The organism is Pseudomonas canadensis (assembly GCF_000503215.1).
Classification (GTDB): domain Bacteria; phylum Pseudomonadota; class Gammaproteobacteria; order Pseudomonadales; family Pseudomonadaceae; genus Aquipseudomonas; species Aquipseudomonas canadensis.
Genome location: NZ_AYTD01000013.1, coordinates 1,159,678 through 1,175,746 on the forward strand (window position 1 = coordinate 1,159,678; position 16,069 = coordinate 1,175,746).

At 60.3% G+C, this 16,069-nt stretch carries 11 protein-coding genes; 6 read left to right on the forward strand and 5 right to left on the reverse strand.

The window, feature by feature from the left end:
* Window positions 1-85: 85 nt before the first annotated feature.
* The 3 genes from zipA to U367_RS0114180 all read right to left on the reverse strand — a co-directional run bounded on the left by zipA (window position 86) and on the right by U367_RS0114180 (window position 5,365).
* Complete coding sequence (gene zipA, locus U367_RS0114170; protein ID WP_028617492.1) at window positions 86-955, reverse strand: cell division protein ZipA; 870 nt, start codon at window positions 953-955, stop codon at window positions 86-88.
* Window positions 956-1,214: 259 nt separating this feature from the next.
* Window positions 1,215-4,703, reverse strand: coding sequence for a chromosome segregation protein SMC (smc, locus tag U367_RS0114175; protein ID WP_028617493.1), 3,489 nt, complete (start codon window positions 4,701-4,703; stop codon window positions 1,215-1,217).
* 2 nt (window positions 4,704-4,705) lie between these two features.
* On the reverse strand, window positions 4,706-5,365 hold the full coding sequence (locus U367_RS0114180) for a GntR family transcriptional regulator (RefSeq protein ID WP_028617494.1): 660 nt from the start codon (window positions 5,363-5,365) through the stop codon (window positions 4,706-4,708).
* 280 nt (window positions 5,366-5,645) lie between these two features.
* Here U367_RS0114180 and xdhA point away from each other — a divergent pair, with 280 nt between their 5' ends.
* From xdhA to guaD, 4 genes are read left to right on the forward strand one after another with little or no spacing between them, the layout of a single operon-like run.
* Window positions 5,646-7,094: a xanthine dehydrogenase small subunit gene (xdhA, locus tag U367_RS0114185; RefSeq protein WP_028617495.1), complete on the forward strand. Its 1,449-nt coding sequence runs from the start codon at window positions 5,646-5,648 to the stop codon at window positions 7,092-7,094.
* The gene (gene xdhB, locus U367_RS01000000130155; protein WP_050587883.1) at window positions 7,087-9,489 is read left to right on the forward strand and encodes a xanthine dehydrogenase molybdopterin binding subunit; all 2,403 of its coding nucleotides are present in this window, start codon (window positions 7,087-7,089) and stop codon (window positions 9,487-9,489) included. Before xdhA ends, xdhB begins: the two co-directional genes overlap by 8 nt.
* Before the next feature lie 21 nt (window positions 9,490-9,510).
* Window positions 9,511-10,350, forward strand: a complete 840-nt coding sequence (xdhC, locus tag U367_RS0114195) for a xanthine dehydrogenase accessory protein XdhC (RefSeq protein WP_028617496.1) — start codon at window positions 9,511-9,513, stop codon at window positions 10,348-10,350.
* Window positions 10,351-10,362: 12 nt separating this feature from the next.
* The gene (gene guaD / locus U367_RS0114200) at window positions 10,363-11,667 is read left to right on the forward strand and encodes a guanine deaminase (RefSeq protein WP_028617497.1); all 1,305 of its coding nucleotides are present in this window, start codon (window positions 10,363-10,365) and stop codon (window positions 11,665-11,667) included.
* Window positions 11,668-11,807: 140 nt separating this feature from the next.
* On the opposite strand, the gene U367_RS0114205 is transcribed toward guaD, so the two are convergent.
* A complete protein-coding gene (locus U367_RS0114205) occupies window positions 11,808-12,572 on the reverse strand; it encodes a GntR family transcriptional regulator (protein WP_015885332.1) in 765 nt (254 codons plus the stop codon).
* Between the two features lie 226 nt (window positions 12,573-12,798).
* Between U367_RS0114205 and U367_RS0114210 the strand changes: the two genes are divergently transcribed.
* Window positions 12,799-13,989, forward strand: a complete 1,191-nt coding sequence (locus U367_RS0114210) for a benzoate/H(+) symporter BenE family transporter (RefSeq protein WP_028617498.1) — start codon at window positions 12,799-12,801, stop codon at window positions 13,987-13,989.
* Between the two features lie 36 nt (window positions 13,990-14,025).
* Here U367_RS0114210 and U367_RS0114215 read toward each other — a convergent pair whose 3' ends face one another.
* Window positions 14,026-14,370, reverse strand: a complete 345-nt coding sequence (locus U367_RS0114215) for a YggL family protein (RefSeq protein WP_028617499.1) — start codon at window positions 14,368-14,370, stop codon at window positions 14,026-14,028.
* Between the two features lie 237 nt (window positions 14,371-14,607).
* On the opposite strand from U367_RS0114215, the gene dacB reads away from it, so the two are divergent.
* Complete coding sequence (gene dacB, locus U367_RS0114220; RefSeq protein WP_028617500.1) at window positions 14,608-16,068, forward strand: D-alanyl-D-alanine carboxypeptidase/D-alanyl-D-alanine endopeptidase; 1,461 nt, start codon at window positions 14,608-14,610, stop codon at window positions 16,066-16,068.
* The last annotated feature ends 1 nt before the right edge of the window (window position 16,069 follow it).

Consider the following 16,069-nt stretch of genomic DNA (forward strand, 5'->3'; position numbering starts at 1 on the left):
TGTTCTCTCAGAAAGCAAAAGAGCAGCCGAAGCTGCTCAATATGTTAGTGCGCTTATTCTATCCGACAACGCCGAGGAGCAATCCTCAGCGTTTTTGTGTCAGGGCGCGACGCTCGAACTCGACGATGCGCTGACGGTAATGCTCGATGGTCTGGGCGGTCAGGACACTGCGTTGGTCGTCCTTGAGTTCGCCATTCAGTTCCTGCGATAGCTTGCGGGCTGCAGCCACCATCACGTCGAACGCTTGTTTCGGGTGACGCGGACCTGGCAGGCCAAGGAAGAAGCTCACCGCCGGAGTGCTGAACAGGTCGATATCGTCCAGATCGAAGGTGCCCGGCTTGACCGCGTTGGCCATGGAGAACAGCACTTCGCCGTTGCCGGCCATGCTTTCGTGGCGATGGAAAATATCCATCTCACCGAAACGTAGGCCGCTTTCCAGAATATTCTGCAACAAAGCCGGGCCCTTGAAGCCGGCGGCGTCGCGGCAGATCACGCTGATCACCAACACTTCTTCAGCGGCAGGCTGGTCGTTGACCGATTGGCGCGGCGCGGCGGAAGTCTTGCTCAGGTTTTCATCCGGGAAATCATCGTCGCGACTGCTGAAGCTCGGGCCTTCATCCACGTCGAGGTTCAGGTCACCCTGATGCGGTTCAGCCACGGCGGCACTGGCACGCTTGCCACGCTTGGAGGACGGCTCGCGGGCTTCACGCACCGGCGCGCTCATCGACGGCAAGTCGTGCTCGTCCAGTTGCGGTTCTTTATGCGTATCCAGCACACGGGGCGGCCCCAGCAGCTCGGCGGCGCCGTCGTCGTCAGGCAAGTTGGACAGGTTGCGGTCCAGACGGAATTTAAGCTTGCCCTTGCCACCGCGCATGCGGCGCCAGCCATCAAAAAGAATACCGGCAATGACAATAATGCCGATGACGATCAGCCACTCGCGCAGACCGATTTCCATGTAATCCCGTGCCTCTAATAAAAAATGCTGAAAAATAAGGGGTTTAGCAACGTGCAAACCGCTTTAAAACGTGGCGCCAACTCTATGTTCTGACTGACGTTTTGCCCACGCATACGAAAATTTGACATTAAACTAGCACGACCAAAGATAACTTTACACCGTCTGTCAAAATGCCTTGAACAAATATGTCCATTTGCCACTTTCGCCAGACCGGTAAAGCGTCTTACCGCGCGCTATAAAAATTCTGTCCCGGCATGGATCAAGACTCCACCATCGCCATCGCTTCTTCCACATCCACCGCCACCAGACGCGAACAGCCCGGTTCGTGCATCGTCACGCCCATCAATTGATCCGCCATCTCCATGGCGATCTTGTTGTGGGTGATATAGATGAACTGCACGGTCTGGGACATCTCTTTGACCAACCGCGCGTACCGTCCAACGTTAGCGTCATCCAGCGGGGCGTCAACTTCGTCGAGCATGCAAAACGGCGCCGGGTTCAACTTGAAAATGGCAAATACCAGGGCCAATGCGGTCAGGGCTTTCTCGCCGCCGGACAACAAATGGATGGTGCTGTTCTTCTTGCCCGGAGGCCGCGCCATGATCGTCACCCCTGTATCGAGTAGATCTTCGCCCGTCAGTTCCAAGTAAGCGCTGCCACCGCCGAAAACTTTTGGGAATAACGCCTGTAAACCGCTATTAATCTGATCAAAGGTATCTTTGAAGCGGTTTCGGGTTTCCTTGTCGATCTTGCGGATCACGTTTTCCAGGGTGTCCAGGGCTTCGACCAAGTCGGCGTCCTGGGCATCCAGATAACGTTTACGCTCGGATTGCTGCTGGTATTCGTCAATGGCCGCCAAGTTGATCGCGCCCAGACGCTGAATACGCGCAGCAATCCGCTCAAGTTCTTCTTCGGCGTCTTTCTCGTTGGCCTGGGCGGTCAGGGTATTGAGCACGCCGTGCAGGTCGTAGCCGTCTTCCAGCAACTGGTCTTGCAAGGTCTTGCGGCGCACGGTCAGGGCTTGCCATTCCATGCGCTGTTGTTCGAGCTGGCCACGGATCAACTGGGATTGCTGCTCGGCCTGGGTCCGGCGTTTTTCGGCGTCACGCAGTTCGCGGTCGGCGTCTTCCAGGGCGATTTGTGCGGTCTTGAGCTCTTCGTCGACAGTCATGCGCTTGTCGAGCAATTCTTCCAGCTTGAGGCGCAGCTCTTCCAGCGGCGCTTCGCCCTCTTCCAGGTTGAGGCTCAGTTGTTCGCGCTTTTCGGTGAGGCGCTCGGACTGCATCTCCAGGCGTTCAAGGGCCTGGGACGTGGACGCGTGCTGGGCCTTGAGCGAACCCAGGCGCACCGCCAATTGGTGGGCATGGTCTTTGTGCTGACGGGCTTCCTGGCGCACGCGGTCGAGGCGTTCGCGCAGGCTGTCGCGCTGGGCCAGCAGCAGTTCGCGCTGCTCGGTGTCCAGCGCCATGCTGTCGAGGGCCTCCTGCAGCTGCAGGCGCGCTTCGCCGATCTGTTCGTGTTCGAGGGCGCGTTGCTCGCCCATCTCTGCCACTTCTTCGTCGAGGCGGGTGCGGCGCAGGGTCAGTTGCTCGACCTTGGCTTTGCTCGCGGAAAGCTGGGCTTTCAATTCGCCTTGCTGGCGCGCTTCGTCCTGCAACAGGCGCCGCAGGTGTTCGCGACCGGTCTCTTGCTGGCGCTGGGTGGCGCGCAGGGTTTGCAGTTCGGTTTCCAGGCTTTCCAGGGTCGCTTCGCGCTCTTCACGCTCGGCGATCAGGTTGACGATTTCCTGGCCACGGGCCAATACGCCACTTTCGGCTTCACTGGCGCGACGTACGCGCAGGAAATGGCGGCCGACCCAGTAACCGTCGCGGCTGATCAGGCTTTCACCGGCGCCGAGCTGGCCGCGCTGGGCCAACGCCTGCTCAAGGGATTCGACCGGTTTGACCTGGCCCAGCCACGGCGACAGATCAATCGCCGCTTCAACCTTATCCAGCAGACTGCCCGGCACCCGCGTGCCGTCCGCCGCTGGGCTGAGCAAACGCAAATCGCCTTGGGCAAAACCGGCCAGGTCGAAACCGCCAAAATCATCCACCAGCACGGCTTGAAGGTCGGCACCGAGGACCGTTTCAACCGCCAACTCCCAACCTGCCTCTACCTTCAAGCCTTCCGCCAAGCGCGGGCGCTCGGCCAGATGCTGGTCACGCAGCCACTCGGCGGTGCCGGTACCGGGGTCCAAGGCGGCTTGCTGCAAGGCTTCAAGGGAAGCCAGCCGACCATTGAGCCGCTGCAAATCGCCCTGGGCCTGTTGCTGCGCCTGGGTCGCCTGTTGCAGTTGCTGACGCAATTGCTCCAGGCGCTCCACTTGTTGTTCTTCACTGGCTTCCAGCTCTTCCAGCGTCATTTCGCTTTCGGCCAGTTGCTCGCTCAGCTCCATGATCGCCGCGTCTTCCGGGTCGGCGGACAGCAATGCGCGCTCTTCCTGCATTCGACGCTGGCGCTCGGCCAGGCGCTCCATGCTGGTTTCCAGCTGCTGGATGCGCGATTGCTGCACCTCGGCCTGGCGGCGTGGCTCGGCGGACTTCAGGTTGAAAGTGTCCCACTGCTCCTGCCAGCCGTGCATGGTGGTTTCGGATTCTTCCAGGGCGGCGGCGGCTTCTTCGGCGGCGGCGCTGGTGATTTCCTGCTCGGGGGTGAGCATGTCCAGCTCTTCGCCAAGGGTCAGCAGCAAGGTGCGGTCGTGGCCCAGGTGGGATTCGGTCTCCAGGCGTGCGCGTTCGGCTTCCTTCAAATCATCCTGCAATTGGCGCAGGCGCTGCTGGCCGTGCTGGATGCTCTGCTCGACGCGGGCAATGTCGCCACCCACCGAATAGAAACGGCCCTGCACCAGATTGAAGCGTTCGGACAGGTCATGGTGACCGTCACGCAGGCGTTCGATGCTGGCGTCGGCGTTGCGCTGCTCGGCTACCAGGGCCTCAAAGCTGATTTCCTGGGTGCCGATGATTGCTTCGCGCTGGCCGACCTGATCATTCAGCGCCTGCCAGCGCAGGGCCGAGAGTTGCGCTTTGAGCTGGCGTTCTTCGCCCTTGTATTCCTGATACTTCTCGGCGGCCTGGGCCTGGCGGTGCAGGCGTTCAAGTTGGCGCTCCAGCTCTTCGCGCAGGTCGGTCAGACGGGCGAGGTTTTCATGGGTGCGGCGAATACGGTTTTCGGTCTCGCGGCGGCGCTCCTTGTACTTGGAGATGCCGGCCGCTTCCTCGATGAAGTTACGCAGGTCTTCGGGCTTGGCTTCGATCAGCTTGGAGATCATGCCCTGCTCGATGATCGAGTAGCTGCGCGGGCCCAGGCCGGTGCCGAGGAAGATATCGGTGATATCCCGACGGCGACACTTGGTGCCGTTGAGGAAGTAACTGTTCTGGCTGTCGCGGGTCACTTTGCGGCGAATGGAAATTTCCGCGTAGGCCGCGTACTCGCCGATCAAGGTGCCATCGGAGTTATCGAACACCAGTTCGATGCTGGCCTGGCTCACCGGCTTGCGGCTGGTTGAGCCGTTGAAGATGACGTCGGTCATCGACTCGCCACGCAGGTTTTTAGCCGAGCTCTCGCCCATCACCCAACGGACGGCGTCGATGATGTTCGACTTGCCGCAACCATTGGGCCCGACCACCGCCGCCATATTACTGGGGAAGTTCACCGTGGTCGGGTCGACGAAGGATTTGAACCCCGCCAGTTTGATGCACTTGAGCCGCACGTTTAGGCGTCCGCCAACGCAGCGATGACCAGCGAGCAACTGCGCTCGCCGTAGGCCGACAGCACTTGGCGGATCTGCGGCAGGTCACGGGCCAGTACGGCGGCGAGCAGTTGTTCGAACAGCGCCAGGTACTCGCTCATGGACGCCTTGCGTTGATCCAGCGCCAGGTAGTAGGCGCGGTTCATCGCCGGTTGCAGGTTCTCGACGGTTTCCTGCAGGTACGGGTTGTTGGCGAAGGGATAGGCGGCGCGCATCACATTGAAGCTTTCTTCGACAAAGGCGCGGATGTCTTGGCGCTCGAAGCTGGCGATCAGCCGCTGCTGGATCTGCATGAACGGCGCCATGTCGGCCTGAGTCTGCCAGCCTTGAGCCACCGCATTGCCGAGCAGGATATACAGCTCGCCCATCAAGGTGCACAGGCTCTGCACCTTGTGCGCCGTGAGTTCTGTGACGTGGGCGCCACGGCGCGGCAGGATCGCGATCAGGTGGCGGCGTTCGAGGATCAGCAAGGCTTCGCGCACGGAACCACGGCTGACATTGAGTGCCAGCGTGACCTTTTGCTCCTGGATCCGCTCCCCAGGCTTGAGATCGCCGCGAATGATGCGTTCGGCGAGGTGGTGAGCAATTTGCTCGGCGAGACTGTCCGGCGCCTTGAACGTCATGTTTTCCCTTCAAAATCTTCTATCGGTACAAGCGCGGCAGTGTAGCGCATTGGCTGGCTGATGGCGCTACGCCCACCTTTCAGAATTTGGCACGGAATAAGCAGCGATGAACACCCACAAGCCCCCAAAAACACCGGTTCTAGAAGACTGGACCATAATTGAAAGTGTTGTGACTGTATTTTCTTGACCTTCTGGTCAGAAAATCGTTGACCGAAAAGTCAGACATGACTAGATTCGGCGCAAAGCGGTTAACAACAATAATGAGTCTGCGAGGCCTTCCGTGATCCAGTTTTTACTTAACCAGGAACTCCGTAGCGAGCACGCCCTGGACCCCAACCTGACGGTGCTCAACTATCTGCGTGAGCATCTAGGCAAATCCGGCACCAAGGAAGGCTGCGCCAGCGGCGATTGCGGTGCCTGCACCGTGGTGGTCGGCGAACTGCACGCCGATGATCAAGGCGCCGAGCAGATTCGCTATCGCAGTCTCAATTCGTGCCTGACCTTTGTGTCGTCGTTGCACGGCAAGCAACTGATCAGCGTCGAAGACCTCAAGCACCAGGGCCAACTGCACAGCGTCCAGCAAGCCATGGTCGAATGCCACGGCTCGCAATGCGGCTTTTGCACCCCGGGCTTCGTGATGTCGTTGTTCGCCCTGCAAAAGAACAGTGACGCGCCCGACAGCCAAAAAGCCCACGAAGCCCTGGCCGGCAACCTGTGCCGCTGCACCGGTTATCGCCCGATTCTTGCGGCCGCCGAACAGGCCTGCTGCAACAAACCCCAGGATCAGTTCGACAGCCGGCAGGCTGAGACCATTGCCCGCCTCAAAGCCATCGCGCCGACGCAAACCGGTGAACTCAACAGCGGTGACAAACGCTGCCTCGTGCCGCTGACCGTCGCCGACCTGGCCGACCTCTATGACGCCTACCCACAAGCTCGCTTGTTGGCGGGCGGCACCGACCTGGCGCTGGAAGTCACCCAGTTCCACCGCACGCTGCCGGTGATGATCTACGTCGGCAATATTGAAGAAATGAAACGTGTCGACGACTTCGACGACCGCCTGGAAATCGGCGCCGCCACCGCCCTCTCCGACTGCTACACCGCGCTGCACCATGAGTACCCGGACTTCGGCGAGCTGCTGCACCGCTTCGCCTCCCTGCAGATCCGCAACCAGGGCACCTTGGGCGGCAACATCGGCAACGCCTCGCCCATTGGGGACTCACCACCGCTGCTGATTGCCTTGGGCGCGCAGATCGTGTTGTGCAAAGGCGAAACCCGCCGCACCTTGGCGCTGGAAGATTACTTCATCGATTACCGCGTCACCGCGCGCCAGGACAGCGAGTTCATCGAGAAGATCATCGTGCCGAAAGGCCACACGCTGTTCCGCGCCTACAAGGTCTCCAAGCGCCTGGACGATGATATTTCCGCCGTGTGCGCCGCATTCAACCTGAAGATCGAAAACGGTGTAATCAACGAGGCCCGCGTCGCGTTCGGCGGCATGGCTGCCACGCCAAAACGTGCCAAGAGCTGCGAAGCCGCGTTGGTTGGCGCCACCTGGAACTCCGCCACCGTGGAAAAGGCCTGCGCCGCCCTGGCCGAGGATTTCACCCCGCTGTCGGACTTCCGCGCCAGCAAGGAATACCGCCTGCTCAGCGCGCAGAACCTGCTGCGCAAATACTTCATCGAACTGCAAACGCCGCACATCGAGACTCGGGTGACCGCTTATGTCTAACCATCACGCCGTCGTTAAAACCCAGGCCGAACTCGCCGAGCTGTTCGCCCAGGACCTCACCTCCGGGGTCGGTCGCAGCGTCAAGCATGACAGCGCCGCCAAGCACGTGTCCGGCGAAGCGCAGTACATCGATGATCGCCTGGAATTCCCTAACCAGCTGCATCTGTATGCGCGCATGTCCGACCGTGCCCACGCCCGCATCATCAGCATCGACACCACGCCCTGCTATGCCTTTGAAGGCGTGCGCATTGTCATCACCCACGAAGACGTGCCGGGGCTAAAAGACATCGGCCCATTGATGCCGGGCGATCCATTGCTGGCGATCGACACCGTGCAGTTCGTCGGCCAGGTCGTACTGGCGGTCGCCGCCCGCGACCTGGAAACCGCGCGTAGGGCCGCGATGGCCGCCGTGATCGAATACGAAGACCTGGAGCCGGTGCTGGACGTGGTCGAGGCCTTCCGCAAGAAGCATTTCGTGCTGGACAGCCACACTCACCAACGCGGCGATTCGGCCGGCGCCTTGGCCACCGCAAAAAACCGCATCCAAGGCACGCTGCATATCGGCGGCCAGGAACACTTTTACCTGGAAACCCAGATTTCCTCGGTAATGCCCACCGAAGATGGCGGCATGATTGTCTACTGCTCCACGCAGAATCCCACCGAAGTGCAGAAGCTGGTAGCCGAAGTGCTGGACGTGTCGATGAACAAAATCGTCGTGGACATGCGCCGCATGGGCGGTGGTTTCGGCGGCAAGGAAACCCAGGCGGCCAGCCCGGCGTGCCTGTGCGCGGTAGTCGCGCGCCTGACCGGTCAGCCGACCAAGATGCGCCTGCCGCGCGTCGAAGACATGTTGATGACCGGCAAGCGCCACCCCTTCTATATCGAATACGACGTGGGCTTCGACGACAGCGGCCGCCTGCACGGGATCAACCTGGAGCTGGCGGGTAACTGCGGCTGTTCGCCGGACCTGTCCAACTCGATTGTCGACCGTGCGATGTTCCACGCCGACAATTCGTATTACCTGGGCGATGCCACGGTCAACGGCCACCGCTGCAAGACCAACACCGCCTCCAACACCGCTTATCGCGGTTTCGGCGGCCCGCAAGGCATGGTTGCCATCGAGGAAGTGATGGACGCCATCGCCCGTCACCTGGCCCTCGATCCGCTGGCGGTGCGCAAGGTCAATTACTACGGCAAGACCGAGCGCAACGTCACCCACTACTACCAGACCGTCGAGCACAACATGCTCGAAGAGATGACCGCCGAGCTTGAAGCCAGCAGCCAGTACGCCGAGCGCCGCGAAGCGATTCGCCTGTACAACGCCCACAGCCCGATCCTGAAAAAAGGCCTGGCGCTGACCCCGGTGAAATTCGGCATTTCGTTTACCGCCAGCTTCCTCAACCAGGCCGGTGCGTTGATCCATATCTACACCGACGGCAGCATCCACCTGAACCACGGTGGCACCGAGATGGGCCAAGGCTTGAACACCAAGGTCGCGCAGGTGGTGGCCGAAGTGTTCCAAGTGGACATCGACCGTGTACAGATCACCGCCACCAACACTGACAAGGTGCCCAACACCTCGCCAACCGCCGCTTCCAGCGGTGCCGACCTGAACGGCAAGGCCGCGCAAAACGCCGCCGAAACCATCAAGCAGCGCCTGGTGGAGTTTGCCGCGCGCAAATACGACGTGAGTGAAGCGGATGTGGCATTCCACAACGGCCACGTGCGCGTGCGTGACCAGATCCTCACCTTCGAAGCGTTGATCCAACAGGCGTATTTTGCCCAGGTCTCGCTGTCGAGCACCGGCTTCTACAAGACCCCGAAAATCTTCTATGACCGCAGCCAGTCCCGTGGTCGGCCGTTCTACTACTTCGCGTTCGGTGCGGCGTGCTGTGAAGTGATCGTCGACACCCTGACCGGCGAATACAAGATGCTACGCACCGACATCCTCCACGACGTCGGCGCCTCGCTGAACCCGGCCATCGACATTGGCCAGGTAGAAGGCGGGTTTATCCAGGGAATGGGCTGGCTGACCATGGAAGAGCTGGTGTGGAACAACAAGGGCAAGCTGATGACCAATGGCCCGGCCAGCTACAAGATCCCGGCCGTGGCCGACATGCCGCTGGACCTGCGGGTGAAGCTGGTGGAAAACCGCAAGAACCCGGAAGACACGGTGTTCCATTCCAAGGCCGTGGGCGAACCGCCGTTCATGCTCGGGATTGCTTCGTGGTGCGCGATCAAGGACGCGGTAGCGAGCCTGGGTGACTATCGCCATCAACCCAAGATCGATGCGCCAGCGACGCCGGAACGGGTGTTGTGGGGCTGCGAACAAATGCGGCAGTTGCAAACAACCCCACCCCCTGTAGGAGCTGGCTTGCCAGCGATGACGGCCTGACAGACACCACAAGAGGTGACTATGAACAACTGGATCAGCGCCCTCGCAGACCTGCAAAACCGGGGTGAACCCTGCGTGCTGGTGACCATCATCGAAGAGCTCGGCTCCACGCCGCGCAATGCCGGTTCGAAGATGGTGATAAGCGCCGCGCAGACCTTCGACACCATCGGTGGCGGGCACCTGGAATACAAGGCGATGCAGATCGCCCGCGACATGCTCGTGCGCGGTCAGCAGAACACCCACCTGGAGCGCTTCAGCCTGGGCGCCAGCCTGGGCCAGTGCTGCGGCGGCGTAACGGTGCTGCTGTTCGAACCCATGGGCCAGGTGCAAGCGCAGATCGCGGTGTTTGGCGCCGGCCATGTCGGCCGTGCGCTGGTGCCATTGCTGGCCAGCCTGCCGTGCCGGGTGCGCTGGATCGATTCGCGGGATCAGGAGTTTCCGGAACATATCCCCCAGGGCGTGCGTAAAATCGTCAGCGAAGAGCCAGTCGACGAAATTGCCGACCTCCCGGTGGGCAGTTACTGCATCGTCATGACCCACAATCACGCGCTGGACCTGGAGCTCACCGCCGCGCTGCTCAAACGCAATGACTTTGCCTACTTCGGCCTGATCGGTTCGAAGACCAAACGCGTCAAGTTCGAACACCGCCTGCGTGATCGCGGTTTCGATGCCGCGCAGTTGCAACGCATGCGCTGCCCCATGGGCCTCACCGAGGTGAAGGGCAAGTTGCCGGTGGAAATCGCCATCTCCATCGCAGGCGAAATCATCGCCACCTACAACGCCAATTTCGGCCAGCACACCGCCAGCGCCGAACCTATTGCCAAACTGCTGCCGGCTTCACGTCGCAGCCAAGCCATTTGAATTGAGATCACCATGCCTTTGACTCGCAAAGCCTACCGTGCCGCCCTTCTGCACAGCATCGCCGACCCTGCTGAAGTGGGGATAGAAGCCTCCTACGAATATTTCGAAGACGGCCTGCTGGTGATCGAAAACGGTCAGATCAGTGCCCTTGGCCATGCCAGCGATTTGCTGCCAACCCTGCCTGCCGACATCGAAATCACCCACTACCAGGACGCGCTGATCACGCCCGGCCTGATCGACACCCACATCCACCTGCCGCAAACCGGCATGGTCGGCGCCTATGGCGAGCAGTTGCTCGACTGGCTCAACACCTACACCTTCCCGTGCGAAAGCCAGTTCGCCGACAAGGCCCACGCCGAAGAAGTCGCGGATATTTTCATCAAGGAACTGCTGCGCAATGGCACCACCACCGCGTTGGTGTTTGGCAGCGTGCACCCGCAGTCAGTGAATTCGTTCTTTGAAGCCGCCGAAAAACTCGACCTGCGCATGATCGCCGGCAAGGTGATGATGGACCGCAATGCGCCGGACTACCTGACCGACACCGCCGAATCCGGCTACCAGGAAAGCAAGGCGCTGATCGAACGCTGGCACGGCAAGGGTCGCCTGCACTACGCGGTCACCCCACGTTTTGCACCGACCAGCACATCCGAGCAACTGGCGCTGGCTGGGCAACTGTTGGGGGAATACCCGGACCTGTACATGCAGACTCACATCAGTGAGAACAAGCAGGAAGTCGAGTGGGTGAAGGAACTGTTCCCGGAGCGCAAGGGCTATCTGGATGTGTACGACCACTACAAACTGCTGGGCGAGCGCTCGGTGTTTGCCCATGGAGTGCACCTGTGTGATGACGAATGTGCGCGGTTGGCGGAAACCGGTTCGGCTGTCGCGTTCTGCCCGACCTCGAACTTCTTCCTCGGCAGCGGTTTGTTCAACCTGCCGATGGCTGAGAAGCACAAACTGAATGTGGGCTTGGGCACGGACGTGGGCGGCGGCACCAGTTTCTCGCTGCTGCAAACCCTGAACGAAGCGTACAAGGTCATGCAATTGCAGGGCGCGCGGTTGAGCCCGTTCAAATCGCTGTACCTGGCGACGTTGGGTGGTGCGCGTGCATTGCGCTTGGAAGACAAGATCGGCACGTTGCAACCGGGCACCGATGCGGACTTCCTGGTATTGGACTACAACGCCACGCCGCTGCTGAGCTATCGCTTGAAGCAGGCGAAGAATATTGCCGAGACGTTGTTTGTGCTGATGACGCTGGGGGATGACCGGACGGTGTTGCAGACCTATGCGGCCGGGCAACTGGTGCACCAACGCTAATTTCAGCCACACAACAAAACCAAATGTGGGAGCGGGCTTGCTCGCGAATGCGCAGTGTCAGTCAACAGATGTATTGGCTGATCCACCGCGTTCGCGAGCAAGCCCGCTCCCACATTTTTTTCCCCGGTGAATCAGGGAAACTACAGCTTTATTGAGGAACGCCCCGGCTTCTTGGTCTGCAACAGATGTGAGAACACCGCATGCAAATCATCCGACGCGCTCTCTTCATCGAGGTTGAGCTTGCTGTCGATATGGTCCATGTGATGCATCATCAAGTTCACCGCCAGCGCCGCATCCCGCGCTTCGATCGCATCGATCAACTGGGTGTGCTCATCGTAGGAACAGTGCGAGCGGTTGCCGCTTTCGTACTGGGCGATGATCAATGAAGTCTGGGACACCAGGCTGCGCTGGAAGCTGATCAGCGGCGCGTTCTTCGCCGCTTCGGCCAGCTTGAGATGGAATTCGCCGGAGAGACGGATACCGGCGCCACGATCGCCACGGGAGAAGCTGTCGCGCTCGTCGTTGACCATCTGGCGCAGCTCGGCCAGTTGTTCAGCCGTGGCGTGTTGCACGGCCAACTCGGTGATCGCCCGCTCCACCAGACGCCGCGCAAGGAACACTTGACGCGCTTCCTCGACACTCGGGCTGGCCACCACCGCACCGCGATTGGGCCGCAGCAGTACCACGCCTTCATGGGCCAGGCGCGACAGGGCGCGGCGAATGATGGTGCGGCTCACGCCGAAGATTTCGCCCAGTGCCTCTTCACTCAATTTGGTGCCGGGTGCCAGGCGTTGTTCGAGGATCGCCTCGAAGATATGCGCGTAGACGATATCGTCCTGGGTTCCGCTGCGACCGGCCTTGCCGGCACGCGGTTGTTTCTTGAGAGGTTGCAACTGTTCGTTCATGGGCACTCGGGTTTGGAGAACGGCGGCGAATTAACGGTAATACGGCAACAGCGTGTCGCTGGCAAGTATCACCTAAAATCAGGGCACATTGTACACAACCGGATGCGCCAACACACTGTACGGCTGTTTGCGCCGTCGGCTGTATTGCAATGAGTCGTTACGTTTGAGTTTAGGCTTGAATCCGTGCCGACAACGGCAAAAATCCAGGTAAAAGGAACACCTCTCCATGAACGACGCCACCCAAGCGCCTTTGCGCCCGCTGGCCGACACTTCTCCCTCGGCCGTTGTCGCCGGCTTCATCGCCATGATGACCGGCTACACCAGCTCCCTGGTCCTGATGTTTCAGGCCGGGCAAGCCGCCGGTTTGACCACGGCGCAGATTTCTTCATGGATCTGGGCGATTTCCATTGGCATGGCGGTGTGCAGCATCGGCTTGTCCCTGCGCTATCGCACACCGATCACCATTGCCTGGTCGACGCCGGGCGCGGCACTGCTGATCACCAGCCTGGGCGGTGTGAGTTATGGCGAGGCCATCGGTGCCTACATCACCTGCGCCGTCCTTGTGACAATTTGCGGGTTGACCGGCAGCTTTGAAAAACTGGTCAAGCGCATCCCGGCCTCGCTGGCGGCCGCTTTGCTGGCAGGGATTCTGTTCAAGATCGGCAGCGAGATCTTCGTCGCCGCGCAGCATCGCACCGGGCTGGTACTGGGGATGTTCTTCACGTATCTGGTGATCAAGCGCCTGTCGCCGCGTTATGCAGTGCTGGCGGCATTGGTGATCGGCACCGTATTGTCCGGATTGATGGGGCTGCTGGACTTCAGCGGTTTTCACCTGGAAGTGGCGACGCCGGTGTGGACCACGCCGCACTTCTCGCTGGCTGCCACCATCAGCATCGGCATCCCGCTGTTCGTCGTGGCGATGACATCCCAGAACATGCCCGGCGTCGCCGTGCTCAGGGCCGACGGTTACAACGTACCCGCCTCGCCGCTGATCACCGCCACCGGCCTGGCCTCATTGGTGCTGTCGCCCTTCGGCTCCCACGGCATCAACCTGGCGGCGATCAGCGCGGCCATCTGCACCGGGCCCCATGCTCATGAAGACCGTAACAAACGCTACACCGCCGCCGTGTGGTGCGGAGTGTTCTACGGGATTGCCGGGGTGTTCGGCGCGACCTTGGCAGCGTTGTTCGCAGCCTTGCCCAAGGAACTGGTGCTGTCGATTGCGGCATTGGCACTGTTTGGCTCGATCATCAATGGCTTGAGCATCGCCATGAATGAGCCGAAGGAACGGGAAGCGGCGCTGATCACCTTTATGGTCACCGCGTCTGGCTTGACGCTGTTTTCCATCGGGTCGGCGTTCTGGGGAATCGTGGCGGGGGTGTTGACGTTGCTGATTCTGAACTGGCGCAAGGCATAAAAAAACGGCGACCCTGAGGTCGCCGTTTTTTTAGTATCACTTAGCCGCGTTGATCGGCTTTTCCGGATACCACACGTCCAGCAGTGGGCTGACTTCAGCGTTTTTCAGTTCGCTGCGGCCTTTGAGCCAGCTTTCAACAGCTACGCGCTGTTCTTCGTTGACCGAGCCACGCTTCTGCAGGCAAACCAGACCGAAGTCATCGCCGCCAACATAGCCCAGACCGTTGGCTTCCATGGCTTCTTTGATGAATGCTTCGAGGAAAGCGTCGGTAGCTTCTTCACTCAGGTCTTCTTTGAAGTCCAGGTTCAGTTCGAAACCCAGCTCTTGAAATTCATCAACGCACAGTTTTTTGCGCAGACGCTGGGAACGGTTAGTCGCCATTGGAACAATCCTCATAAGTAATAACGGGCGGCACTTTAGCAGTTTAAGGCGGCGATTGCCCGACTCTCTGGGACAGGCGGCACTTTGCGTGTAAAAAAACGCCGAATTCCAGCTATCGTTCAGCTACAAGTGGATCCACCTTGGGGCATAATGCCGACACTTTCATGACCATTGAGGGATTTTTCTTATTTACCCCTCGCCTTTTTCACCCTCCTCAGCAGTAGGGTTTTACTTCTTATGATCAAATCTTTGCGTTCAGTGTTTTTCGCCGGTCTTATTCTGCCACTGGCCTTTTCCGTCTCCGCCGCCCCCGTCAACAACACCCTGCCGCCCAATGTTCAACAGGCGCTGGCCAAAGCCAAGCTGCAAAACACTGCGTTGTCCTTGGTAATGATCCCCCTGAACGGTCCGGGCACGCCGACTGTCTTCAACGCTGACGTCTCCGTGAACCCGGCGTCGACCATGAAGCTGGTCACCACTTATGCGGCCCTGGAAATGCTCGGCCCCAATCACCAGTGGAAAACCGAGTTCTACACCGACGGCACCCTCAGCGGTGGCGTGTTGCACGGCAACCTTTACCTCAAGGGCGGCGGCGATCCCAAGCTGAACATGGAAAAACTCTGGCTGCTGATGCGCGACCTGCGCGCCAACGGCGTGCAGCAAGTCACTGGCGACCTGGTGCTGGACCGTGGTTTCTTCAACCAACCGGTGTTGCCGGAATTCAATGACGATGGCAACGACGAGAACAAACCGTTCCTGGTCAAGCCGGACGCGCTGCTGGTCAACCTCAAAGCCCTGCGTTTTGTGACGCGGAATGATTCCGGCCGCGTGCTGGTGTCGGTCGAGCCGCCGATTGCGAGCATCCGCATCGACAATCAGGTCAAGGTGTCCAACGCCAAGCAGTGCACTGGCGATGTACGCTATAACCCGGTGACCGCCGCCGATGGCAGCGTGACAGTGACGGTCAGCGGCCAGTTGGCCGATGGCTGCAGCTCGCAGACTTATCTGTCCTTGCTCGATCACGCCACCTACACCGCCGGCGCCGTGCGGGCGATCTGGCAGGAACTGGGCGGTACCATCCAGGGCCGTGACATCCAGGCACCCGTGCCCAAGGATGCCAAGGTGCTGGCCCGGGCGTTCTCACCGGACCTGGCGGAAATCATCCGCGACATCAACAAATACAGTAACAACACCATGGCCCAGCAACTGTTCCTGAGCCTGGGCGCGCAGTTCCGTAACGACGCCGATGGCGACGATGCCAAGGCGGCACAACGTGTGGTGCGCCAGTGGCTGGCGAAGAAAGGCATCACCGCGCCGCACCTGGTAATGGAGAACGGCTCTGGCCTGTCGCGTGCCGAACGCGTCAGCGCCCGCGAAATGGCGGCCATGCTGCAAGCTGCGTGGAAAAGCCCTTACGCCGCCGAATACATCAGCTCGATGCCGATCGCCGGCACCGACGGCACCATGCGCAAACGCCTGAAGACCACTGCCATGCGCGGCGAAGCCCACGTCAAGACAGGTACTTTGAACACCGTACGTGCCATCGCCGGGTTCAGCCGCGACAACAACGGCAATACCTGGGCCGTGGTGGCAATCCTCAACGATCCGAAGCCATGGGGTGCTTCGTCGGTGCTGGATCAGGTGCTGCTGGACTTGTATCGTCAGCCGAAGGCAGTGGCGGCCGCTCCAGTCCTCTGAT

What these genes read in the sequence shown, in the direction of transcription:
- U367_RS0114215 (WP_028617499.1), bottom strand. Translation starts at nt 14,370, where the DNA reads ATGGCGACTAACCGTTCCCAGCGTCTGCGCAAAAAACTGTGCGTTGAT.
- guaD (WP_028617497.1), top strand. Translation starts at nt 10,363, where the DNA reads ATGCCTTTGACTCGCAAAGCCTACCGTGCCGCCCTTCTGCACAGCATC.
- xdhC (WP_028617496.1), top strand. Translation starts at nt 9,511, where the DNA reads ATGAACAACTGGATCAGCGCCCTCGCAGACCTGCAAAACCGGGGTGAA.
- dacB (WP_028617500.1), top strand. Translation starts at nt 14,608, where the DNA reads ATGATCAAATCTTTGCGTTCAGTGTTTTTCGCCGGTCTTATTCTGCCA.
- zipA (WP_028617492.1), bottom strand. Translation starts at nt 955, where the DNA reads ATGGAAATCGGTCTGCGCGAGTGGCTGATCGTCATCGGCATTATTGTC.
- U367_RS0114210 (WP_028617498.1), top strand. Translation starts at nt 12,799, where the DNA reads ATGAACGACGCCACCCAAGCGCCTTTGCGCCCGCTGGCCGACACTTCT.
- U367_RS0114205 (WP_015885332.1), bottom strand. Translation starts at nt 12,572, where the DNA reads ATGAACGAACAGTTGCAACCTCTCAAGAAACAACCGCGTGCCGGCAAG.
- U367_RS0114180 (WP_028617494.1), bottom strand. Translation starts at nt 5,365, where the DNA reads ATGACGTTCAAGGCGCCGGACAGTCTCGCCGAGCAAATTGCTCACCAC.
- xdhB (WP_050587883.1), top strand. Translation starts at nt 7,087, where the DNA reads ATGTCTAACCATCACGCCGTCGTTAAAACCCAGGCCGAACTCGCCGAG.